The organism is Bacillus sp. FSL K6-0255 (genome assembly GCF_045040725.1).
Classification (GTDB): Bacteria; Bacillota; Bacilli; order Bacillales; family Bacillaceae; genus Bacillus; species Bacillus subtilis.
In genome coordinates this window covers 2,929,319-2,952,368 of record NZ_CP150278.1, presented here as the reverse complement: position 1 = coordinate 2,952,368, position 23,050 = coordinate 2,929,319, and the positions used below count along the sequence as shown (strand labels likewise).

Annotated in this window: 23 protein-coding genes; 17 read left to right on the top strand and 6 right to left on the bottom strand. The window is 45.4% G+C overall.

The genetic code is table 11. The features are described from left to right. Positions 1-110: 110 nt before the first annotated feature. Positions 111-332, bottom strand: a complete 222-nt coding sequence (locus MHB62_RS15425; protein WP_003152337.1) for a DeoR family transcriptional regulator — start codon at positions 330-332, stop codon at positions 111-113. Between the two features lie 289 nt (positions 333-621). Here MHB62_RS15425 and MHB62_RS15420 point away from each other — a divergent pair, with 289 nt between their 5' ends. Beyond that, the gene (locus MHB62_RS15420; protein WP_015714539.1) at positions 622-1,332 is read left to right on the top strand and encodes an ABC transporter ATP-binding protein; all 711 of its coding nucleotides are present in this window, start codon (positions 622-624) and stop codon (positions 1,330-1,332) included. Further along, a complete protein-coding gene (locus tag MHB62_RS15415) occupies positions 1,329-2,486 on the top strand; it encodes an ABC transporter permease (RefSeq protein WP_032722356.1) in 1,158 nt (385 codons plus the stop codon). Before MHB62_RS15420 ends, MHB62_RS15415 begins: the two co-directional genes overlap by 4 nt. A 38-nt stretch (positions 2,487-2,524) precedes the next feature. Here MHB62_RS15415 and pbuO read toward each other — a convergent pair whose 3' ends face one another. After that, positions 2,525-3,823 (bottom strand): hypoxanthine/guanine permease PbuO, encoded by a 1,299-nt coding sequence (pbuO, locus tag MHB62_RS15410; protein ID WP_014480583.1) that lies wholly within the window; start codon positions 3,821-3,823, stop codon positions 2,525-2,527. 96 nt (positions 3,824-3,919) lie between these two features. On the opposite strand from pbuO, the gene pepV reads away from it, so the two are divergent. Next, positions 3,920-5,311, top strand: a complete 1,392-nt coding sequence (gene pepV, locus MHB62_RS15405; RefSeq protein ID WP_032722355.1) for a dipeptidase PepV — start codon at positions 3,920-3,922, stop codon at positions 5,309-5,311. 33 nt (positions 5,312-5,344) lie between these two features. Here pepV and cysK read toward each other — a convergent pair whose 3' ends face one another. Continuing rightward, positions 5,345-6,280 (bottom strand): cysteine synthase A, encoded by a 936-nt coding sequence (gene cysK, locus MHB62_RS15400; RefSeq protein ID WP_003229237.1) that lies wholly within the window; start codon positions 6,278-6,280, stop codon positions 5,345-5,347. A gap of 148 nt (positions 6,281-6,428) precedes the next feature. Here cysK and thpR point away from each other — a divergent pair, with 148 nt between their 5' ends. From thpR to MHB62_RS15375, 5 genes are all read left to right on the top strand, one after another. After that, entirely contained in the window at positions 6,429-6,980 is a 552-nt protein-coding gene (thpR, locus tag MHB62_RS15395) for an RNA 2',3'-cyclic phosphodiesterase (protein ID WP_014480581.1), read from the top strand. 25 nt (positions 6,981-7,005) lie between these two features. Next, positions 7,006-7,920: a hypothetical protein gene (locus MHB62_RS15390; protein ID WP_029726421.1), complete on the top strand. Its 915-nt coding sequence runs from the start codon at positions 7,006-7,008 to the stop codon at positions 7,918-7,920. 48 nt (positions 7,921-7,968) lie between these two features. Beyond that, on the top strand, positions 7,969-8,898 hold the full coding sequence (locus MHB62_RS15385; RefSeq protein ID WP_003229243.1) for a diacylglycerol kinase family lipid kinase: 930 nt from the start codon (positions 7,969-7,971) through the stop codon (positions 8,896-8,898). Positions 8,899-8,923: 25 nt separating this feature from the next. Next, entirely contained in the window at positions 8,924-11,080 is a 2,157-nt protein-coding gene (gene pulA, locus MHB62_RS15380) for a type I pullulanase (RefSeq protein ID WP_032722354.1), read from the top strand. 179 nt (positions 11,081-11,259) lie between these two features. Continuing rightward, the gene (locus MHB62_RS15375; RefSeq protein WP_009967993.1) at positions 11,260-12,057 is read left to right on the top strand and encodes a phosphotransferase family protein; all 798 of its coding nucleotides are present in this window, start codon (positions 11,260-11,262) and stop codon (positions 12,055-12,057) included. Here the strand turns inward: MHB62_RS15375 and MHB62_RS15370 are convergent, their stop codons facing one another. After that, positions 12,058-12,336 carry a YtzH-like family protein gene (locus tag MHB62_RS15370; RefSeq protein WP_003237926.1) on the bottom strand — a complete coding sequence of 93 codons (279 nt, stop codon included), beginning with the start codon at positions 12,334-12,336 and terminating at the stop codon, positions 12,058-12,060. Positions 12,337-12,542: 206 nt separating this feature from the next. Here MHB62_RS15370 and trmB point away from each other — a divergent pair, with 206 nt between their 5' ends. The 3 genes from trmB (at position 12,543) to MHB62_RS15355 (ending at position 15,882) form a co-directional block, all read left to right on the top strand. Then, positions 12,543-13,184: a tRNA (guanosine(46)-N7)-methyltransferase TrmB gene (gene trmB / locus MHB62_RS15365; RefSeq protein WP_004398646.1), complete on the top strand. Its 642-nt coding sequence runs from the start codon at positions 12,543-12,545 to the stop codon at positions 13,182-13,184. 69 nt (positions 13,185-13,253) lie between these two features. Next, the gene (locus MHB62_RS15360; RefSeq protein WP_032722353.1) at positions 13,254-14,099 is read left to right on the top strand and encodes an MBL fold metallo-hydrolase; all 846 of its coding nucleotides are present in this window, start codon (positions 13,254-13,256) and stop codon (positions 14,097-14,099) included. A gap of 82 nt (positions 14,100-14,181) precedes the next feature. Then, positions 14,182-15,882 (top strand): NAD-dependent malic enzyme, encoded by a 1,701-nt coding sequence (locus MHB62_RS15355; RefSeq protein ID WP_003229258.1) that lies wholly within the window; start codon positions 14,182-14,184, stop codon positions 15,880-15,882. Positions 15,883-15,934: 52 nt separating this feature from the next. Here MHB62_RS15355 and MHB62_RS15350 read toward each other — a convergent pair whose 3' ends face one another. Continuing rightward, the gene (locus tag MHB62_RS15350) at positions 15,935-16,252 is read right to left on the bottom strand and encodes a PepSY domain-containing protein (RefSeq protein WP_003229259.1); all 318 of its coding nucleotides are present in this window, start codon (positions 16,250-16,252) and stop codon (positions 15,935-15,937) included. Positions 16,253-16,410: 158 nt separating this feature from the next. On the opposite strand from MHB62_RS15350, the gene MHB62_RS15345 reads away from it, so the two are divergent. Further along, positions 16,411-17,484 carry a M42 family metallopeptidase gene (locus MHB62_RS15345; RefSeq protein ID WP_015251442.1) on the top strand — a complete coding sequence of 358 codons (1,074 nt, stop codon included), beginning with the start codon at positions 16,411-16,413 and terminating at the stop codon, positions 17,482-17,484. Positions 17,485-17,538: 54 nt separating this feature from the next. Here MHB62_RS15345 and MHB62_RS15340 read toward each other — a convergent pair whose 3' ends face one another. Next, positions 17,539-17,985: a YtoQ family protein gene (locus MHB62_RS15340; RefSeq protein ID WP_003229263.1), complete on the bottom strand. Its 447-nt coding sequence runs from the start codon at positions 17,983-17,985 to the stop codon at positions 17,539-17,541. A 79-nt stretch (positions 17,986-18,064) separates the two neighbouring features. On the opposite strand from MHB62_RS15340, the gene MHB62_RS15335 reads away from it, so the two are divergent. The 5 genes from MHB62_RS15335 (at position 18,065) to sftA (ending at position 23,006) form a co-directional block, all read left to right on the top strand. Continuing rightward, the gene (locus MHB62_RS15335; RefSeq protein WP_004399150.1) at positions 18,065-18,181 is read left to right on the top strand and encodes a hypothetical protein; all 117 of its coding nucleotides are present in this window, start codon (positions 18,065-18,067) and stop codon (positions 18,179-18,181) included. A gap of 38 nt (positions 18,182-18,219) precedes the next feature. Then, positions 18,220-18,543: a thioredoxin family protein gene (locus MHB62_RS15330; RefSeq protein ID WP_003229265.1), complete on the top strand. Its 324-nt coding sequence runs from the start codon at positions 18,220-18,222 to the stop codon at positions 18,541-18,543. Positions 18,544-18,557: 14 nt separating this feature from the next. Next, entirely contained in the window at positions 18,558-19,367 is an 810-nt protein-coding gene (locus MHB62_RS15325) for a DUF1444 domain-containing protein (protein ID WP_009967991.1), read from the top strand. Positions 19,368-19,382: 15 nt separating this feature from the next. Continuing rightward, positions 19,383-19,988 (top strand): YtpR family tRNA-binding protein, encoded by a 606-nt coding sequence (gene ytpR / locus MHB62_RS15320; protein WP_003229269.1) that lies wholly within the window; start codon positions 19,383-19,385, stop codon positions 19,986-19,988. A gap of 159 nt (positions 19,989-20,147) precedes the next feature. Then, complete coding sequence (gene sftA / locus MHB62_RS15315) at positions 20,148-23,006, top strand: DNA translocase SftA (RefSeq protein ID WP_032722352.1); 2,859 nt, start codon at positions 20,148-20,150, stop codon at positions 23,004-23,006. The last annotated feature ends 44 nt before the right edge of the window (positions 23,007-23,050 follow it).

The window sequence follows — 23,050 nt, the reverse complement described above, 5'->3', positions numbered from 1 at the left end:
CATACCGAATGCGGGGTTTTATTTATAAGCACACAAAAACAAGGCTCAGTAGTTTCTTCGCCCTATTATCTATCGGGCCGCTCTCAGGCGGCCCTATGTAATTTTTCAATTTATGAGGTAATCTTTACTTTCTTTCTCGTTGTCTCCCACTTGCCACGGCTTGGACTATGAACAAGATCATTATATGCCAACACATTTAAGTCTCTTTGAATCGTTCTAGGTGTAATGCCGAATTCGTCAACCAGTTCCTGTGTTGTCACAAGACCTTTTTCTTGGATAAACATGTAAACTGATTTGATTCGAGTTAGCATACGGTTTGTTGAAGGTTTCAAAAAACCACTCCCTATCATAAGATCGGATGGACTTGACTAACCACAACTCACGACTATCAACTGCGTACGAAATAGCAACAAAGGCAGACATCTGTAATTGTTAAAATAATTCGCCCTCATTATACACGATATTGCAGTGATGAATCTAGGGATAACTCCTATTAATTTTTTCCAATTCGCGTTGGGCAGCCATCCTTGTTGGATTACTATGTATTTCGGCTCAATATTATTATGGTTAAAGAAACTTTTTTTATTCTGTTTCGTAGTAAATTTTGGAGGTGGGTGAGTTTTGACAAATTTGCTTGAAGCTTCAATAGAACAGGCCGGGTATACAAGCCGAAAAAAAGTGCTCACCGATGTTTTTCTGGAAGTCAGAAAAGGGGAACTAGTTGGACTGATCGGAGCTAACGGCGCCGGAAAAAGCACCGCAATCAAGGCGATACTCGGCCTTTCAGAAGATTTTAAAGGGCATATTGCCTGGAACGACTGTTCATTTGCATATATTCCGGAGCATCCGTCCTTTTACGAAGAACTGACGCTGTGGGAGCATTTGGATCTGATCAGCACACTCCACGGCATTGAAGAGAGAGAATTTGCGCATCGGGCCCAAAGCCTGCTGCAGACGTTTTCGCTTGATCATGTCAAACATGAGCTGCCTGTCACCTTTTCGAAGGGCATGCAGCAAAAACTAATGCTTATCCAGGCCTTTCTCTCTAAGCCGGATATGTATGTGATTGATGAACCGTTTATCGGCCTTGATCCGATATCGACGAAACGCTTTGTGGACATGCTTAAGGCTGAAAAAGAACGTGGAGCCGGAATTCTGATGTGCACGCATGTACTCGATACCGCGGAAAAAATCTGTGACCGGTTTTATATGATTGAGAAAGGTTCATTATTTCTCCAAGGCACGTTAAAAGATATTCAGGACAAGACCGGATTAGAGGGGCAGTCATTGCTTGACTGTTTTTATAAGGCAGTTCAAGGTGATCGGCCATGAACGGGCGTACGCTCTTTTTTCGAAGGCTGTTTGACTATTACAAGTATCAGTTTAAAGTGTTGCATGCGGTCATTGACTGGACAGTCGCTCTCTATATTGTTTTGCCGGCGATTGCTTTTGTCATCTATCAGTATATTGATTTGATGAATGGAAGAGGTCTTCTTTATGAGTGGTCTGAAGTGGCGGAGTGGAGATGGCTGTACGCTGTGTGTGGGCTGATCATGTTTACAGGCTCGATTCGTACATTTTTAATGGAAGCGGACAAAGTGTTTTTGCTGCAAAAGAAGGAAATCATCTATCAGCTCAAACGGTACGCGCTTTTGTATTCTTTTCTCGTCACGATGGCTAAATGGCTGCTTCTCTTTTTCATTGTCCTTCCCTTGATCAGTCATTCTGTTCACATCACATTCGCAGAAAGCACTGCTCTATTGTGTTATTTGTTTGGCCTTCATATATTCTTTTTATCCTTAAAGCAAGACAGGATCAGAAAGCCGCGCTCCATTTCGAGATGGATTGGCGATATTTTTGTCAGAGCTATATTTTTTGCTGGTTCTGCTATCCTGATTGTTTTGACTCAGTGGCACTTGCTTGCGCTTTTTGGCATTTTATTTTTGCTTTTCTCAGTTATCCGCAGTTTGAAAAAGACGGCTTCGTTCACGGCTTTTGAAGCTGAGGTGACTGAAGAGAAAAAAAGCAGGCTTGCCCTTGCAGGACTTGTGATGATGATGAGTCAGGAGGCGGGAATGCCAAAAGTAAAAGACAGGATGAGAAGAAAACCGTTATTATACAGAAATTCAAAAAGGATATTTAAAAGACGAACGATCTGCACAGGCTATAAGGAATTGTTTTTTAAAGTCATGCTGAGGAATGGCGAGTATGCGAGGCAGATGTACATGCTACTGTCAGCTTTCACCGTTCTCATATTTGTTTCCCCAATTTGGCTGAAGGTGATTGCGCTGCTGGTATACACAGGGGTTTGCCGTTATATCCTGACGCTTATTTTTGACAAGGTCATGGATGCCCCTTTTTTAATTGGCACCGATAAGGAAAGTGATGAATATTATCGGGCCAGAAAAAGCTGTATCAACATCCTGCACTATGCGTTTGCCGCCTGTTGTTTTTTAGCGGCCGCTGTCTCTTTATTGTTTACATAAAAAACCCAAACGGCGACGTTTGGGTTTTTTGGTCTATGTTATAAAATAAACAGCTGGATGAAAAACAGAATGGCGAAAACGATGACGAGCGGATGAATCTCTCTCCATTTTCCCCGCGCCGCTTTTACGATCGGATATGAAATAAAGCCAAGCGCAATTCCTGTAGAAATGCTGGATGTCAAAGGCATGGCCAGAATGACGAGAAACGCTGGAAATGCCTCGTCCATCTCTTTCCAGTTCATATTGGAAACTGAACCCATCATCAGGCTGCCGACGATAATCAAAGCAGGCGAGGTGATGGCGGCTATACCGGACAAGGCGCTGACAAGCGGACTGAAAAACATTGAAGCCGCAAACATCACCGCGACAGTCAAAGCCGTAAGCCCCGTTCTTCCTCCGGCTGCGACACCGGCGGAAGACTCGATAAATGCAGTCGTTGGACTTGTGCCGAAAACAGCTCCTACTGTTGTCGCGGTTGAATCAGCAAGCAGCGCTTTTCGCACGTTTGGCAGCTTGTTGTTTTTCATCAGCCCGGCTTGCTCGGCAACTCCGATCATCGTGCCTGTCGTATCAAAAATGGTGACTAATAGAAAAGAAAAGACGACAGCGTACAGGCCGTGATGAATGACATCGCCAAAAGCGGTAAATGGATTTGAGATCATCAATCCTTCCGGCAAATGAGGAAGCGACATAAATCCCTTTGGAAAATGGAGCTGACCGGTGAAAAAGGCGATCAAAGCGGTAGCTGCCATTCCGATAAATAAAGCGCCGCTTACATTCAGCACCATCAGGACCACGCTGATCAAAAGGCCAACCAGCGTTAAGATAACACCAGGTGAATGCAGATTGCCGAGAGTGACCAGGTTTGACTCATCAGCTGCCACAATGCCCGCTTGACGCAAACCGATAAAAGCAATAAACAGCCCGATCCCAGTTGTGATCCCGTATTTTAAATTGTTTGGAATCGCTTCTATAAGTTGTTTTCTTAAAGGCGTTAACGATAGAATAATGAAGAGAACCCCTGCTGTAAATACTGCGCTGAAAGCTGTTGCGTACGTGATGCCGCCATCGCTTGCGCTTACGACATGAAAGGCTAAATAAGCGTTCAAGCCCATGCCGGGCGCAATAGCAATCGGATAATTTGCTGCCAGGGCCATCCACAGCGTTCCGACAATGGAGGCAATAATCGTTGCGGTGAAAACCTGGTCGAAAGGAACCCCGGCGTTAGCCAGAATGACCGGATTGACCACGACGATATAGACCATTGTGAAAAAGGTCGTCAGCCCTGCTATGATTTCTTGCTTTATGGATGTTTGCTGCTCTTTTAGATGAAACATAGTATCCTCCAATTACGAACGTTTTAACAAAACACCATTAATATTATTCGTTTTATTTGGTTTTTGCAAGTCATTTCTTGCGGAAAGGGGATCATTATGAACTGGGAAGTTGAAGTGATCAGAAAAAAAGAGGATTTAATTCGTGATACGCAGGAATTTTTGAGAATCAACAGTGTCATGGACGAAACAACCGCTGGACCCGGTAAACCGTTTGGAGAAGGGGTAAATGCCAGCCTGACTTCATTGCTGGAGCTTGGAGAAAAAGAAGGCTTTACAACAAAAAATCTTGACGGCTTCGCAGGTCATATTGAATGGGGGGAGGGCGATGACATTATCGGCGTACTTTGCCATGTTGACGTCGTGCCGCCGGGAGATGGGTGGACGAGTGATCCATTTTCAGCTGAAATCCGCAACGGACGGATTTATGCAAGGGGCGCCATTGATGACAAAGGCCCGACAATGGCGGCATTCTACGCGCTGAAAATCGTGAAAGACATGAATTTGCCCCTGTCCAAGCGAGTCAGAATGATTATCGGAACAGATGAAGAAAGCGATTGGAGATGCGTAGAGCATTATTTCAAGCATGAAGAAATGCCAACAATGGGCTTTGCGCCTGACGCCGATTTTCCAATCATTAATGCGGAAAAAGGGATCATCGATGCTTCTTTACTTATTCCGCACCGCCCAAATCAAGCAGAACCAAAGGCAGTGCTTGTCTCGTTTCAATCAGGCCTTCGCTTAAACATGGTGCCCGACGCTGCGGAAGCTGTCATTGAAGGGCCGAAAAATGAAGAGATTCTGTCTTCATTTAAAGACATGCTCCGCACGACGGATCAAAAAGGGGAAGCTGCAATAGAGAACGGACAGCTCATTTTGCGTATGTACGGTCTTTCCTGCCATGCGATGGAACCGAACAATGGGATCAATGCCGGCATTTTATTGTGCAAATTTCTCCAGCAGACTGAGCTTGACGATGCAGGAAAGCGGTTTGTGCAAGTTGTGACAGATAAGTTCTCAGGTGATACAAGAGGAAAAAAACTGGACATCGACTGTGAGGATGAAATCAGCGGTGAGTTGACATTAAATGTCGGAACACTGCGCTATAAAGAAGGGCAGGGAGGCGAGCTCGGGATCAATATCCGCTATCCTGTGACAGCAGAAAGCAAAGCGATTCGCGATGCATTCGAAAGTGCATCTGAATTTGATCTGGGAGAATTCAAAGACAGCAAGCCGCATCACGTGTCCGCAGATCATCCGTTAGTCAAAACCCTGCAAAAGGTTTATGAAGGCCAGCTGGGTAAAAAAGCTGACTTAATCTCAATCGGCGGGGGGACATATGCGAGATCCTTAAAAGCCGGTGTCGCGTTCGGCCCGCTGTTCCCCGGACGCCCTGACAGCGCACACCAAAAGGATGAATATATCGAAATTGATGACCTGCTGAGATCGACAGCGTTATATGCTCAGGCCATTTACGAGCTTGCAAAATAAAAGGACCGGCTTCTGCTGAAGCCAGTCCTTTTTTTAAATAAATGACCATAAATCAGTTGATAAGTACCGTTCTCCTGTATCAGCTGTCATGCAGACCACAACTTTGTCAGGAGAGAGGCGTTTCGCTGTTTCGATTGCCGCGAAGCAGGCAGCGCCTGATGAAGGACCGACAAGAATTCCTTCTTCAGCAGCAAGCCGTCTTGTCGTCGTATACGCGTCTTCATCAGAGATTTTGATAATTTCATCATAAACGTCTTCATTTAAAATCGGCGGTATAAAGCCTGGGCTCGTTCCTACAAGTTTATGCGCGCCAGGTTTTCCGCCGGATAATACAGGCGAACCCGCTGGCTCAACAACATGAACCGTGATATCCGGAAAAAGCTCTTTGAGCGCCTCACCTGTTCCGGTAATGGTTCCGCCCGTTCCAGAGGAGGCTACAAAAGCGCCGAGCGGTTTTCCGATTTCCTCTATTGCCCGGGCGATTTCAGGCGCTGTTGTTTTCCGGTGCGCATCAGGATTAGCAGTGTTATCGAACTGCATTGGAATATAGCTGTTCGGAATTTGTTCGGCAAGCTCCTTCGCTTTTTTGATGCTGCCCGGCATTCTTTCCTCTCCGGGAGTTAATACAACCTCTGCACCGTAAGCTTTAAGTAGGTTGATCCGTTCCTTCGTCATCGTATCAGGCATAACTAAAATTGCTTTATATCCGCGTGCTGCCGCATTCATGGCGAGCCCGATGCCGGTATTTCCGCTTGTCGGCTCTATAATAACTGATCCCGGCTTGAGTAAACCGTTTTGTTCAGCTTCTATGATCATTTGATAAGCGGCTCTGTCTTTCACACTGCCGCTCGGATTGAAAAATTCAAGCTTCAAATAGACTTGTGCCGCATTTTCCGGCTGAAGCCGATTCAATCTCACTAGCGGTGTATCTCCTATCAGATCAGCTGTGTTTGCAACGATTTTCAACATTGTCATTCCTTTCTGAATAAAACAAGTGTCATATAATATCCTAACATAATAAACGTTTGTGCGAGAGTGTTTTCATACACTGTTCCTCTATCCGCACAGCCTCTTTATTGATAAAATAATAGCTGTCAAAGAAGGGAGTGTCAGACGGATGCCAGATATACGGCCTCATTATTTCATCGGCGTTCCCATACCTGAGGGAATTGCAAATCCGATCTACCAGGCTGCGAAAAACGAACCGATATTGACGTTTCAAAAATGGGTGCACCCGCTTGACTATCATATCACGTTAATTTTTCTCGGAGCGGCGGATGAGACACAAATAAAGAAGCTTGAAGGTTCGCTAGCAGAGATTGCTTCAGAAATTGACCCATTTTCAATTGAGTTTGACAAGATAGATGTATTCGGCGACCGCAGAAGGCCGCGCGTTTTACATCTGGAGCCAAAGAAAAACAAAACGCTTGATAGACTGCGGGAACATACGAAGCAGGCTGTACTTCAGGCCGGCTTTCAAGTGGAAAAAAGACCGTATCATCCTCATATGACGCTGGCAAGAAAATGGACAGGCGAAAATGGATTTCCAGCTCATGTTCCGTTTGAAAGCGGCGAGGTTTCGATGATGGCTGAACGATTTTCGCTCTTTCAAATACACTTGAACCAATCACCAAAATACGAGGAAATATTCAAATTTCAATTATCTTAATTCATTGCGGAGTGGAGAAACAAACATGGCACAAATCATCAAAATTCATGATTATATATCGAGATATGAGCTTGATCCGTACCATTATATCAACCAGTTTGTACGTCTGAAAAAAGAGCGCTGGCTTTCACTAGTAGAAGCAGCGGAGCGCCAGCATGAAGAAAGGCAAGCCAGAGCTGAAGAACCGGAACCGGTGCAGAAACGAAAAAAATTTTCATTGAAAAGAAGAAAAGAAGAGATAAAAGCCGATATACAAGAAGAGAGACACCAATGGTTTGAGGACGAAGAAGATATTCATGTAAGGCTCCCGAAGAGCAGAGTGGCGCTTGCTTCTTTTTATAAAAGACATTTATATGATTTTCAGCTCAAATGGGCAAGCTCTACTCTTTCAGAAATATCTCAACTCTCAAACCAAGTGAAGCAGGACCGCATTTTGCGTTATCTGACCCAGCAGCTGCCTGATTCTTATTTTATTATGTATAAGCCTGTGCTGAAAATTCAGCAGGCGGCGGTTGAATTAAGCATTGTGATTATTTCTCCTCTGGAAATTTATTGCGTTTCTTTTTTAGAGGCTGAGGAAGACAGTGTCTACATAGGGTCTAAAAATCGTTTTTGGGACAAGAAAACAGCCTCTCAGACTGCATCAGTGTTAAATCCAGGGCTTAGCCTGTTTCGTACGGACTCGGTTGTGTCAAAGATCGTAAAGGAAAAACAGGCTGAGATTCCGGTTCGAAAATTGCTTCTGAGCAGAACGTCGTACATCGATTACCCGGAGCCGCCATACGGCTTAGAAATAGCGGATAAGCGGAGCGCGGAAGAATGGATTGAGCGGCAGAAGAAAAACACTGCTCCGATCAAACATCATCAGGTAAAGGCTGCAAAGGCTCTATTGTCTTACTGCATGTCTGACTCCTATCGCAGACAGGAGTGGCTGGAGTAAAAGAGAACGATTTGAGCGGTTTTCTCATAACATAAGCAGGTGAGAAAGATGAGCCATTGGTTTTTTATTATTAATCCGACAGCAGGACATCGAAACGGCCTGCGTGTTTGGAAGTCCATTCAAAAAGAATTGATCAAACGAAAGGTTGAGCACCGTTCATTTTTAACTGAACATCCGGGACACGCCGAGGTGCTCGCCAGACAGATTTCAACGATACAGGAATATAAGCTGAAGCGCCTGATCGTCATTGGCGGAGACGGAACCATGCATGAAGTTGTCAACGGGCTGAAAGATGTTGACGATATTGAGCTGAGCTTTGTGCCGGCGGGCGCGTATAATGATTTTTCGCGAGGGTTCTCTATTAAAAAAATCGATCTGATACAGGAAATCAAGAAGGTAAAGCGCCCGTTAACAAGAACCTTTCATTTAGGGAGCGTCAATTTCCTTCAGGATAAATCACAGATTCTTTATTTTATGAATCACATCGGGATCGGGTTTGACGCATATGTCAATAAAAAGGCGATGGAATTTCCGTTGAGACGGGTTTTTCTTTTTCTCCGCCTTCGATTTCTTGTGTATCCGCTTTCTCATTTGCACGCTTCGGCAACCTTTAAGCCGTTTACGTTAGCTTGTACGACGGAAGACGAGACGCGCGAATTTCATGATGTCTGGTTTGCCGTTGTATCCAACCATCCGTTTTACGGGGGAGGCATGAAGGCGGCGCCCCTAGCAAATCCGCGCGAGAAGACATTTGATATCGTAATCGTTGAAAACCAGCCGTTTTTGAAAAAATATTGGCTTTTATGTCTCATGGCATTTGGAAAACATACAAAGATGGATGGCGTTACGATGTTTAAAGCGAAGGACATTACATTTTACACGAAGGACAAAATCCCGTTCCATGCTGACGGAGAAATCATGGGCACTACCCCGTTTCGTCTGGCATCTAGTCCTTCACCCCTAAGGATCAAAACATAAACGTGTTTGGAGGAGAGAGCTTCCGATGGTCAGCATCCGCCGCAGCTTCGAAGCGTATGTCGATGATATGAATATCATTACTGTTCTGATTCCTGCTGAACAAAAGGAAATCATGACACCGCCGTTTCGGCTTGAGACAGAAACAACAGTTTTTCCTCTGGCTGTCAGGGAGGAATACTCCCTTGAAGCAAAATACAAGTACGTCTGCGTATCCGACCATCCTGTGACATTTGGAAAAATCCATTGCGTCAGAGCATCCAGCGGCCACAAAACGGATCTCCAAATTGGCGCTGTCATCCGGACGGCTGCGTTTGATGACGAATTTTATTATGACGGAGAGCTGGGCGCCGTTTATACCGCGGATCATACCGTATTTAAAGTATGGGCGCCTGCTGCAACCTCAGCTGCTGTCAAGCTTTCACACCCCAATAAAAGCGGGCGCACATTCCAAATGAATCGCTTGGAAAAGGGTGTCTATGCTGTTACGGTCACGGGTGACCTTCACGGGTATGAGTATTTGTTTTGCATCTGCAACAATTTAGAATGGATGGAAACAGTTGACCCGTATGCCAAGGCTGTGACTGTAAATGGAGAGAAGGGCGTCGTCTTGCGCCCGGATCAAATGAAATGGACTGCTCCTCTTAAACCATTCTCACACCCTGTGGATGCCGTCATCTATGAGACGCACCTTCGCGACTTCTCCATCCATGAAAACAGCGGCATGATAAACAAGGGAAAATACTTAGCATTAACGGAAACTGATACACAAACCGCAAATGGCAGTTCTTCGGGACTGACGTATGTAAAAGAGCTTGGTGTGACACATGTGGAGCTTCTGCCGGTGAATGATTTTGCCGGAGTTGATGAAGAGAAGCCGCTTGATGCATACAATTGGGGATATAACCCGCTTCATTTCTTTGCCCCGGAGGGAAGCTATGCCTCAAATCCTCATGATCCTCAAACGAGAAAAACAGAGCTGAAACAAATGATCAATACCCTGCATCAGCACGGTCTGCGAGTCATTCTGGATGTTGTTTTTAACCATGTGTATAAGAGGGAGAATTCCCCCTTTGAAAAGACAGTGCCAGGTTATTTTTTCCGGCACGACGAATGTGGGATGCCATCAAACGGCACCGGCGTTGGCAATGATATTGCATCAGAAAGAAGGATGGCAAGAAAATTCATTGCGGATTGCGTGGTCTATTGGCTTGAAGAATACAATGTTGACGGCTTCCGCTTTGATCTCCTCGGGATTTTAGATATTAACACCGTGCTTTATATGAAAGAGAAAGCAACTAAGGCAAAGCCCGGAATCCTGCTTTTTGGAGAAGGGTGGGATCTAGCTACACCGCTGCCGCATGAACAGAAAGCTGCTTTGGCGAACGCGCCAAGAATGCCGGGCATCGGCTTTTTTAATGATATGTTTCGTGACGCTGTAAAAGGGAACACCTTTCACCTTAAGGCAGCAGGGTTTGCGCTCGGCAGCGGTGAATCAGCACAAGCTGTGATGCATGGAATTGCCGGGTCTTCCGGATGGAAGGCATTAGCACCGATTGTTCCGGAACCAAGCCAGTCCATCAATTATGTCGAATCACACGACAATCACACCTTTTGGGATAAAATGAGCTTCGCGCTTCCTCAAGAAAATGACAGCCGAAAGCGAAGCAGGCAAAGGCTTGCAGCCGCGATTATTTTGCTTGCCCAAGGGGTGCCGTTTATTCACAGCGGCCAGGAATTTTTCCGGACGAAGCAGGGAGTGGAAAACAGCTATCAATCCAGTGACAGCATCAACCAGCTCGACTGGGATCGCCGTGGAACGTTCAAAGAAGATGTTCATTATATCTGCAAGCTGATCTCGCTGAGAAAAGCGCATCCTGCATTCCGTCTTAGGTCCGCTGCAGACATCCGGCGCCATCTTGAATGCTTGACGCTAGAAGAACACCTTATCGCATACAGGCTTTATGATCTTGACGAGGTTGACGAATGGAAAGATATCATTGTTATCCATCACGCGAGTCCAGACTCCGTCGAGTGGAGGCTGCCAAACGACATACCTTATCGGCTTTTATGTGATCCATCAGGATTTCAGGAAGACCCGGCAGAAATCAAGAAAACGGTTGCAGTAAACGGCATCGGAACGGTTATCTTATATTTAGCATCAGATCTTAAGAGTTTTGCTTGACGAAGTTTGTGCTATAGCGCTAAAATTTAAAGGACGGCTATTGATTAGCATATGAGACTCTCAATAGCTGTCTTTTTTATTTTTATACGATTCGTACGAAAAAGGCATTCGCTGGATAGACTAGAAACGATTAGCCTTAATTCTAAAATATTTTAAGAAATGATGGGTTGAACATTGATATGAACTGGTTGGGACAATTACTAGGTAGCGATTGGGAGATCTTCCCCGCCGGAGGAGCTACAGGAGATGCATATTATGCGAAACATAACGGGCAGCAGCTTTTTTTAAAACGTAATAGCTCACCTTTTTTAGCTGTTTTATCCGCCGAAGGCATTGTTCCGAAGCTGGTTTGGACAAAACGGATGGAAAATGGGGACGTCATTACGGCCCAGCACTGGATGACCGGCAGAGAGCTGAAGCCTAAAGACATGAGCGGACGGCCCGTTGCTGAATTGCTTCGTAAAATACACACATCAAAAGCCTTGCTGGACATGCTGAAGAGACTTGGAAAAGAACCGCTGAACCCGGGGGCTCTTTTGTCTCAGCTGAAGCAGGCTGTATTTGCTGTGCAGCAATCTTCGCCGCTGATTCAAGAAGGGATCAAGTATTTGGAAGAACACCTGCATGAAGTGCATTTCGGTGAGAAAGTCGTTTGCCATTGTGATGTCAATCATAATAACTGGCTATTGTCTGAAGACAACCAGCTGTATTTAATTGACTGGGACGGCGCCATGATCGCTGATCCGGCGATGGACCTCGGGCCTTTGCTGTACCACTACGTCGAAAAGCCAGCTTGGGAGAGCTGGCTGAGCATGTACGGCATAGAGCTGACAGAAAGCCTTCGGTTGCGAATGGCTTGGTATGTGTTATCTGAAACAATTACTTTCATTGCCTGGCATAAAGCAAAAGGCAATGATAAGGAATTTCATGATGCAATGGAAGAGCTGCATATCCTCATGAAACGAATTGTTGATTAATCAGGAATACGAATCCATTTGCTCTACCCATTGAGACAGGCTGTTCTGATGCTCTTGTATGTGTGAGTCGATGGATTTGGACGATATTCCTGATTGGCTGTAGCGGTAAACATCTTCAAGCACGTTTTTGAAATTTGAATCAAGCTCGGTGTTTGCCATCAGTGATTTAATCACACGCTCAAGCTGCTCGTACTCTGCGACTGTTCCGCAGCAGTCCAATTGATGGTCAGTCAATATATCCTTCAATAAATGAACTTGATGCTCATAATGTAAACCCATAACGGTACACATCCCTTCAGTATCATACGGGTTAAATTGTTCAAAACAGAGCGTTTTTATACATGTGAAAGGAGTGTTCCAGCAGACGGGACCCTCTTTTTTTATGCGCTCGGTCTTAAGAGAGATACACTGGAAAAACGAGCTTGCGGGTCTTTTTAATTCATGGTATGTTGTTAGTCGAAATAATAGATAGAGGTGTCAATCATATGAGAATGCGCCACAAGCCTTGGGCTGATGACTTTTTGGCTGAAAACGCAGATATTGCCATCAGCAATCCTGCTGATTATAAAGGGAAATGGAACACAGTGTTTGGCAACGACAATCCGATCCATATCGAGGTTGGTACAGGAAAAGGCCAATTTATTTCTGGTATGGCCAAACAAAATCCCGACATCAATTATATTGGTATTGAGTTATTTAAAAGCGTCATCGTGACAGCCGTCCAAAAAGTAAAAGACAGCGAAGCGCAGAATGTAAAGCTTCTGAATATAGATGCGGACACGCTGACGGATGTGTTTGAGCCGGGGGAAGTGAAACGGGTCTACTTGAACTTTTCTGATCCTTGGCCGAAGAAACGTCATGAAAAACGCCGCCTGACATATTCCCACTTCCTCAAAAAATATGAAGAAGTAATGGGCAAAGGCGGATCGATTCATTTTAAAACGGACAACCGAGGTTTATTTGAGTACTCTTTGAAGAGCTTCTCTGAGTACGGCCTCCTGCTGACATACGTCAGTCTCGATTTGCATAACAGCAATCTGGAAGGCAATATTATGACAGAATATGAAGAAAAATTCTCTGCACTCGGCCAGCCGATCTATCGGGCTGAGGTTGAATGGAGAACGTAAAGACAGACTCTGACAGGAGTCTGTTTTTTTTATGGGCCGTTTGCTACCATGATGACAGGGGGGATGAAAATGGAAACAATGAAAATTGGAAACATCACGTTGACCTGGCTTGACGGAGGCGTGACGCATATGGACGGAGGCGCCATGTTCGGCGTTGTGCCAAAGCCGCTTTGGTCTAAAAAATATCCAGTCAATGAAAAAAACCAGATTGAACTAAGAACAGACCCTATTTTGATTCAAAAGGATGGGCTCAATATCATCGTTGACGCCGGAATTGGGTACGGCAAGCTGACTGATAAACAAAAACGAAACTATGGCGTGACACAAGAGTCGAATGTGAAACCATCGTTAGCAGCACTCGGATTAACGGTTGCCGATATAGATGTGATCGCAATGACACACCTTCATTTTGATCATGCATGCGGTTTAACGGAATATGAAGGTGAACGGCTCGTCTCTGTCTTTCCGAATGCAGTGATTTATACATCAGCTGTTGAATGGGACGAAATGCGCCATCCGAATATCAGGTCGAAAAATACGTATTGGAAAGAAAATTGGGAGGCTGTAGCTGGCCAAGTCAAAACCTTTGAAGACACCTTAACGATCACAGAGGGTATTACAATGCATCACACCGGAGGCCATAGCGACGGACACAGTGTCCTGATATGCGAAGATGCGGGTGAAACTGCCGTACATATGGCAGATCTGATGCCGACACATGCCCACCGCAATCCGCTATGGGTGCTGGCTTACGATGATTATCCGATGACCTCTATCTCGCAAAAGCAGAAATGGCAGGCGTTCGCAGCAGAAAAAGATGCTTGGTTTATTTTTTACCATGATGCCGAGTATCGCGCCCTTCAATGGGAGGAGGACGGAAGTATCAAAAAGTCAGTTAAGCGAATGAAGCGATAGCATATTTTTATGTTTACCCTGCATGTTTTCCGGCTAATAATGCAAACCTAGTACTAATTATGCTCAGAAAGGAAGAGGCAGGGTGAAACAATTCAGAGTAACAAACGAAGGAGACATTCAAACAACATTAAGAGGCCTTGAAGTGCTCTCTGTTCCTTTTTTGAACAAAGGTGTTGCTTTTACTGAGGAAGAAAGAAAAGAACTTGGTTTAAAAGGCTTTCTGCCGCCCAAGGTATTAACAATTGATGATCAGGCGAAAAGAGCGTATGAACAATATTCCGCACAGCCTGACGATTTGAGCAAAAATGTCTATTTAACGGCGCTGCACGATCGGAATGAAACGCTGTTTTACCGCCTGTTAAATGACCATTTAGGGGAAATGCTCCCGATTGTCTACACACCGACAGTCGGAACGGCAATCCAGAGATACAGCCATGAATACAGAAAACCACGAGGGCTCTATCTGTCAATCGATGACCCGGACGGTATGAAAGAAGCATTTAAACAGTATAAAGATCAAAGCGATACGATCGATTTAATTGTTGCAACTGATGCGGAAGGAATTTTAGGAATCGGTGACTGGGGCGTCGGAGGAATCGCGATTTCTATTGGCAAGCTGGCGGTTTATACAGCGGCTGCGGGCATTGATCCGAGCAGAGTGCTGGCTGTAGTTTTAGATGCGGGGACAAATCAGGAGAGCCTCTTAAACGACCCGCTTTATGTCGGCAACCAGCATTCCAGAGTGCGCGGGGAACGCTATGACCAATTTATTGACGACTACGTTGCGCTGGCGAGAGAAACATTTCCGAATGCATTGCTGCATTGGGAGGATTTCGGGGCGAAAAACGCGCGAAGCATTTTGAAACGCTATAAAGATAAAGTGTGTACCTTCAATGATGATATCCAAGGAACTGGCGCTGTTTCTTTGGCCGCAGTCTTATCCTGTGCAAAAGCGTCTAAAGTTCCGCTGAGAGATCACAGAGTTGTTATATTCGGAGCGGGAACGGCAGGAATCGGAATTGCCGAACAGCTGCGGGAAGCATTGGTGCGCGAGGGACTGAGTGAAGAAGAATCATACAAGCGCTTCTGGTGCATAGACAGAAACGGGCTGTTAACAGATGATATGGATCAGCTTCTTGATTTCCAAAAGCCGTATGCCCGTTCGGCTGATGAAGTGAAGGATTATCAGCGGAACGGAGACGGCGGAGGCATTGATCTTCTTGAAGTGGTCCGGCAGGCGAAACCGACGATCCTGATCGGCACATCTACGGTTTCCGGCGCTTTCACTGAAGAAATTGTAAAAGAAATGGCGTCACATGTGAAACGGCCGGCGATTTTGCCAATGTCAAATCCGACAACTCTTTCTGAAGCAAAACCAGAGGATTTAATCGAATGGACAGAAGGCCGTGCGCTGATCACGACAGGAAGCCCGTTCCCGCCAGTTGAATATAACGGAGTTACGTATCATATCGGGCAGGCAAACAACGCGCTTGTCTTCCCTGGTCTCGGTCTTGGAACGATTGTTACCAAATCAAAATTAATTACCGACGGCATGTTTGAAGCATGTGCCCGGGCAATCGCAGGTATGGTCAATGTCGGGGTGCCTGGCGCGCCGATGCTTCCAAAAGTTGAAGATTTGCGCACTGTTTCGGCAACCGTTGCTGTTGAAGTTGCAAAAACCGCAATGAAGGAAGGCGTCGCTACGGAAGAGCCTGAAGACATTATACAGGCAGTGCAGGATGCGATGTGGTATCCGGTATACAAACCGATTCGCGCGATATAATAAAAAAGAGCCGCTGCGTGGGCAGCGGCTTCTATTTTTTGCTTGTCCGGTGTTAAGAGGCGATTGTATCAATGACATCAACAATTTCTCCCGTTTTCGCATCCACCATGACTTCATACTGTTCTAATTCTCCGAAAGCTGATCGTGTAATGCCGGTTTTGTATACCTGTACCGTTTCTCCGTTAATATTGTAGGGCTCCGGCTGGGTGTAAATCCATGATCCGTCAATCGGGCCCCGCTGCTTAAAAGCAGATTTTACAATTCGAAGCGCTTTTTCTGAAGAAATATAAGGCTTCATCACATATTGTCTCACAACGACAGCCGTACAAATTCCAAGTCCTGCTCCTAAAAGAAGATGACGCAATTTCAAAATAAAGCACCTCCTGGTTGATCGTACTTTTCATTATACAGAAACAGCCAAATCCTGTTAAGCAATACGCGGCTGATCGAGCAGATTGGGTCAGAGTGCTTGGAAAACTTCATTGTTTCTAATAAAATAAAAGGACTACATAGAAATGAGGGGAAAACATGAATCAAGAAACGAAAGCGCTTTTCCAAACACTGACGCAGCTTCCCGGCGCGCCGGGCAATGAGCATCAGGTTCGTGCTTTTATGAAGCAGGAGCTAGCCAAATATGCAGATGACATCGTTCAGGACAGACTGGGAAGTGTTTTCGGAGTCAGACGAGGCGCAGAGGACGCACCGAGAATTATGGTAGCCGGGCACATGGACGAAGTCGGCTTCATGGTGACATCCATTACAGACAACGGGCTGCTCAGATTCCAGACGCTCGGAGGCTGGTGGAGCCAAGTTTTGCTTGCGCAGCGGGTTGAAATTCAAACAGATAACGGGCCGGTTCCGGGTGTGATTTCAAGCATACCGCCGCATTTATTGACAGATGCGCAGCGAAACCGACCGATGGATATCAAAAACATGATGATCGACATTGGAGCGGATGATAAGGAAGACGCCATCAAAATCGGCATTAGACCGGGACAGCAGATCGTGCCTGTTTGTCCGTTTACGACGATGGCGAATGAAAAGAAAATTTTATCAAAAGCATGGGATAACAGATATGGATGCGGCTTAAGCATTGAACTTCTGAAGGAATTACACGGTAAAGAGCTTCCGAATACACTCTATGCGGGTGCAACGGTTCAGGAAGAAGTAGGGCTAAGGGGCGCGCAGACGGCTTCTCATATGATTAAACCGGACTTGTTTTTCGCCCTTGACGCCAGCCCGGCAAACGATATGAGCGGAGACAAAAATGAATTCGGCCAGCTTGGAAAAGGCTTTTTGCTGCGCATTCTTGACAGAACGACAGTCATGCATCGCGGAATGAGGGAATTCGTTCTTGATATGGCTGAAACGCATGATATTCCATATCAATATTTTGTATCCGGCGGGGGAACAGACGCAGGCAAGGTTCATATTTCGAACAGCGGTGTGCCGTCAGCGGTTATCGGAATATGTTCCCGCTATATTCATACAAACGCTTCTATCATTCATATTGATGATTATGCTGCTGCTAAAGAAATGCTCATCAAACTTGTAACAGCCTGCGATAAGCAGACAGTGGATGCGATTAAAGAAAATATGTAGGTTTCATAAAAGCTTGTTGAACGAGCAGTAAGCCCGGATCGACAAGCTTTTTTCTTATTCTGTTTCAAATAGATAGGAAAGGGCCTTAATGGCTTGGTTAACGGTTTCAACCGTAATATTCGCTTTATTGGAAAGCTCTTTTAAAGGATGGTGGAGCGATTCCGGCCGGATGATAATCAGGGGTTTTCCTTTTGCGATCGCATATGATGCATCCATTGCCGTGTTCCACTGTTTGTACTTTTCGCCAAACAGGGCGATCACAAAGTCTGCTTTATTCATCAGGACGGCGGTTCTGAAGTTGTTGATGTCAGAGGCTTTGTCATCCTTTAAAACGGCATTTGGCTGTACGCCCATAATTTCTTCACCAATATTGTCTGAGCGGTCATGATTCTCCATCGGGCCAACAAACGTAATCGGGAGCTTCAGTGATTTTGTTTTTTCTTTAATTTCCTCGCGCCAATTGCTGTGGATTTCTCCTGCTAAATAGACGATAAACTCCATAATAAAAATCCCTCCTTATGTATATCCATCTGTAAATTTCACCCTCATGTACACGATGTTAAACGAAACGAGCTTGATAATGCAAATAAAATATGATAATGATAATGGGAAAGCCAATCTTACATATTCATTCGTTGCATATAAGTGGTTTTGCCTCAAGCAGTTTGGTATGATCCAAATGGACGAGTATCGATAAAAAACATGTAAGAACATAAACAACTGGAGGGATATGAAATGAAAAAAATTGAATCAACTCAAGAGCTGGAAAAAGCGGTAAAGGATGATTGGTCTGTATTTATGTTTTCGGCCGATTGGTGCCCGGATTGCCGTTTTGTAGAGCCTTTCCTGCCTGAACTGGAAGCGAATTTCCCTGAATTCACCTACTACTACGTAGACCGTGACAAATTCATTGATACATGTGCAGAGTGGGAAATTTACGGAATCCCAAGCTTTGTGGTGTTTAATGAAGGAAAAGAAGTAAATCGTTTTGTGAGCAAAGACCGCAAAACAAAAGAAGAAATTGAACAGTTTTTAACAGACTCTCTCGCTAAAGCGTAAAGGAGGACATCGGTTTGAAAATGACCTCAAGGAAGCTGTCAGATATACTGAAGCAGCGCCTTCAGCACGAGAATCGCTCCTTTCTGTTTGACAGAGAAAAAGACACCCTCCGTGTTGAGGATCAAACGACTAAAAAAGGGATTACACTCGATTTGCCGCCGATTATTGCAAAATGGGAACTGAAAAAAGACGAAGCCATTGATGAGATCGTGTACTATGTCTCCGAAGCGATGACGGCAATGGAAGGGAAGGCTCAGGAAATGACCGGGAAAGAAACTCGCATTTATCCGGTCATCCGCTCGACTTCCTTCCCGGACAAGTCCAGCGAAGATATCCCGCTCATTTATGACGATCATACCGCAGAGACAAGAATTTATTACGCGCTAGATCTCGGGAAAACCTACCGTTTAATTGACCAGCGCATGCTTGAGAAAGAAAACTGGACAAAAGAGCGGATCAGAGAGACGGCCGCATTTAATCTCCGTTCCCTGCCGACGGTTGTCAAAGAGGATACGGTTGCCGGCAATTACTTTTATTTCTTCAGGGCAAACGACGGATACGACGCAAGCCGGATTTTGAACGAAGCGATCTTAAATGAGTATAAGCAGCATGCAGAAGGTGAGCTGGCGATCTCTGTTCCTCATCAGGACGTTTTGATTCTTGCTGACATCCGGAATGAATCGGGGTATGATATTCTAGGACAAATGTCGATGAGCTTCTTTGCAGGCGGCACCGTCCCGATTACCGCCCTATCATTTTTGTACAATGAAGGAAAGCTGGAACCGGTGTTTATCCTGGCGAAAAGCCGTCCGAAAAAGGATTAGAAAGGATTTTTACTTATGAACGCTTTTTATAATAAAGAAGGTGTGGGAGACACGCTCCTGATCTCTCTTCAAGATGTGACACGCGAACAATTAGGCTATGAAAAACACGGCGACGTCGTCAAAATTTTCAATAACGAAACAAAAGAAACAACGGGCTTCAACATTTTCAATGCGTCTTCTTACTTGACCATTGATGAAAACGGCCCTGTTGCGCTCTCAGAAACATTCGTGCAAGATGTGAATGAGATTTTAAACAGAAACGGCGTTGAAGAAACATTAGTCGTTGATTTATCTCCGAAGTTTGTTGTGGGTTATGTAGAATCAAAAGAAAAACATCCGAATGCGGATAAATTAAGCGTATGTAAAGTCAACGTAGGAGAAGAAACGCTTCAGATCGTCTGCGGCGCGCCTAACGTTGACCAAGGCCAAAAAGTTGTCGTTGCCAAAGTCGGTGCTGTGATGCCTAGCGGACTTGTCATTAAGGATGCAGAGCTTCGTGGCGTTCCGTCAAGCGGGATGATCTGCTCAGCGAAAGAGCTTGATTTGCCGGATGCCCCTGCTGAAAAAGGAATCCTTGTGTTAGAAGGAGACTATGAGGCGGGAGACGCATTTCAGTTTTAGACTCCCATAAATCCGCCAAAAAAAACGAATCATGTGAAAAGCCGCTAAGCCCTTGTTTAGCGGCTTTGTTTCTGCTGATAGCTTAATCTTTTCTGGGCCGACCAGCAGTGGTATACTAAAAACCGTCCCAGAAAACTATAAGGGAGTTAGAGATAAATTATGAGTTGGCTTCATAAATTTTTTGATTTGTTTTTAGGCGAAAGCGAAGAGGATGCTGAACGGGAGACAAAACCCGCTCAAATTCCGCAGCAACAAGAAGTACATCATCCTGAAGGACAATTAAAAAGATTGGAAGATCCTAAAATATATTATGAATATCCAAAAGGCAAATTCCGTTTTCCAGTCGTGCCTGACGGATACAAAAATCATGACCTGAGAAGGCGCCGCACACCATCGGACGAACCGAAATCCGCGCCTCGTCCAAGTGCTGCACCTTACAGAGAGCGTCCCAGAAATGAAGAAGAGCAGCATACATATCAAGCAGCAGAGCCGGCGAAGAAACCGTTTAAACCGACAAATATCCCTTCGCCTGTCTATGGATTCAATCAAAAACCATCTGTTAAAAAGGATGTGCCGAAAAAGCCTTCTGAAACATTGAACGAACCGGATAAATCGGTAAAAGAGAAGGTAACACTGCTGTCAGAAGAGATCGAACGTGAACGCGGCTATCCTGCTTCAGACACACAGGCGCATTCCAAAATAGAAAGTCCTTTCTTCCCGGATACCCAATTTGAAAAACAGCCTTCTGGCGTTTTAAACAGAAAGGATACGGAGCATGATGAGGCGCTGGCGAAACGGCCAGCCGAGCCGTCAGGTAACAAAGTGCCATTTGAGTCAGGCGTTCAACAGCCGGAAAAAGAGGAGCCTTTCTTCCCAGCTGAACAAGCCGAAGAGCAAACACCGCCTGAGATGCTCACAGATACGGCGGCTGAAGGGCTTTCAGACAGTGAAGTAGGCCGCGAAGAGCCTGCAACGGCTGAGGAAGAACAAAGGGAGCAGCAGCCAGAGAAATTTGAAGAGCCTGTTTTCTCCGCTGAACTTGATGAAGAGCAAACAGCTCCTGAATCTCAGACAGAGGCAGTATCTGAGGATGAAAAAGCAAAAGAGCCGTCAGACAGCCCAGTATACAATCATCATGAAAACGCGGCAGAAGGTGCTGAGTCCCCGTTCGTTCAAGAAGAACAAATGGACATTCGTCAGGAAGAGCCTTTATTTACTGATCATGAGTATTCATCAGAGGCTCTGGCTCAAGCAGAAACTGTGGCAAAAGAATCAGAAGAGCCATCAGAAAGCATAATAAATAATCATTATGACACCCTGGGAGAGGCTCAGGAAACGAAGATAGATGTTCAGCCAGACAGCCATACAGAGCTTGAGAAAACTGAACACATGGAGCAGGGTTCCAAATCGTCTACTGCAACTCTTGAAAACCGGCAGGAAATTCGCGCAGACAAACCTCGCGAAGCTTCAGAAGAGCCGAAAAAAAGGCCTGGTGTACAGGAGAAAAGGACTGAACAAAGCGCATCTTCTCAAAAAGGGCCATCCGTTCCTTTTAATGTGATGATGCTGAAAAGAGATACGCATAAACAGCAAAAAGCAGAGGAGCGCCGCGGCAGCTATGTATTTCCGAATGTTGCACTGCTTGATGTCCCGCCAGCGCAGGTTCAAGATGATACTGCGTGGATCGAAGAACAGCGTCAGCTTCTTGATTTGACCTTGAAAAATTTCAATGTCCGCGCCAATGTGGTCCATGTAACCCAGGGTCCGTCTGTCACGAGATTTGAAGTGCATCCTGAACCGGGTGTAAAGGTGAATAAAATCACCAACTTGTCCGATGATATTAAACTCAGTCTCTCAGCTAAAGATATTCGGATTGAAGCGCCGATTCCGGGGAAAAACACGATCGGAATTGAAGTGCCGAACCGCACGAGCAAGGTGGTTGATTTGCGCCAAATGATTCGCAGCTCAGCTTTCAGGACAAGCAAGTCACCGCTCACAGCTGCGCTGGGATTAGATATTTCGGGAAATCCTGTTGTTATCGACTTGAAGAAAATGCCGCATGGCTTGATTGCCGGCGCTACAGGCTCCGGAAAAAGCGTATGCATCAATACAATATTAGTAAGCCTGCTTTATAAAGCTGACCCGAGTGAGGTAAAGGTGCTGCTGATTGATCCGAAAATGGTAGAGCTGGCCCCTTACAATAAAATTCCTCACCTCGTCAGCCCGGTCATTACTGACGCTAAAGCGGCTACAGCTGCTTTGAAATGGGTCGTTGAGGAAATGGAGCGACGCTATGAGCTTTTTGCCCATTCAGGTGTCCGCGATATTGGCCGCTTTAATCAATTAACCGCTGAACACCAAATGGGTGAAAAGCTGCCATATTTAGTTGTCATTATTGATGAGCTTGCAGATTTGATGATGGTGGCTCCAAACGATGTGGAAGAAAGCATTGCGCGGATCGCCCAAAAAGCCAGAGCGTGCGGTATCCATCTTCTCGTCGCAACTCAGCGTCCGTCAGTCGATGTCATAACAGGTCTGATTAAGGCGAATATCCCGACGAGAATCGCCTTTTCTGTCTCAAGCCAGGTTGATTCCCGAACAATTATTGACATAGCCGGTGCAGAAAAGCTTCTCGGAAAAGGGGATATGCTCTTTTTGGAAAACGGATCGGGAAAACCGGTACGTCTGCAAGGTAACTTTGTGTCAGACCGGGAAATCGACCGCGTCGTTTCCCACGTCAGAAGCCAAATGCCGCCGACCTATTTATTTGAACAAGAAGAGCTCGTAAGACAAGGATCAGCCCTGAAAGAAGAGGATGAACTGTTTTACGAAGCGTGTGAGTTTGTTGTAGAGCAAAACAGTGCGAGCACTTCAAGCCTGCAAAGAAGATTCAGAATCGGTTACAATCGTGCGGCAAGGCTGATCGACATGATGGAAGCGGAAGGCATGATCTCTGAGGCAAAAGGAAGCAAGCCTCGAGAGGTGCTGATCACAGCAAGTGATTTAATAAACGAATAATATGGGTTCATTTTCACACCAAACATGGTATGATAGTGTTTAGA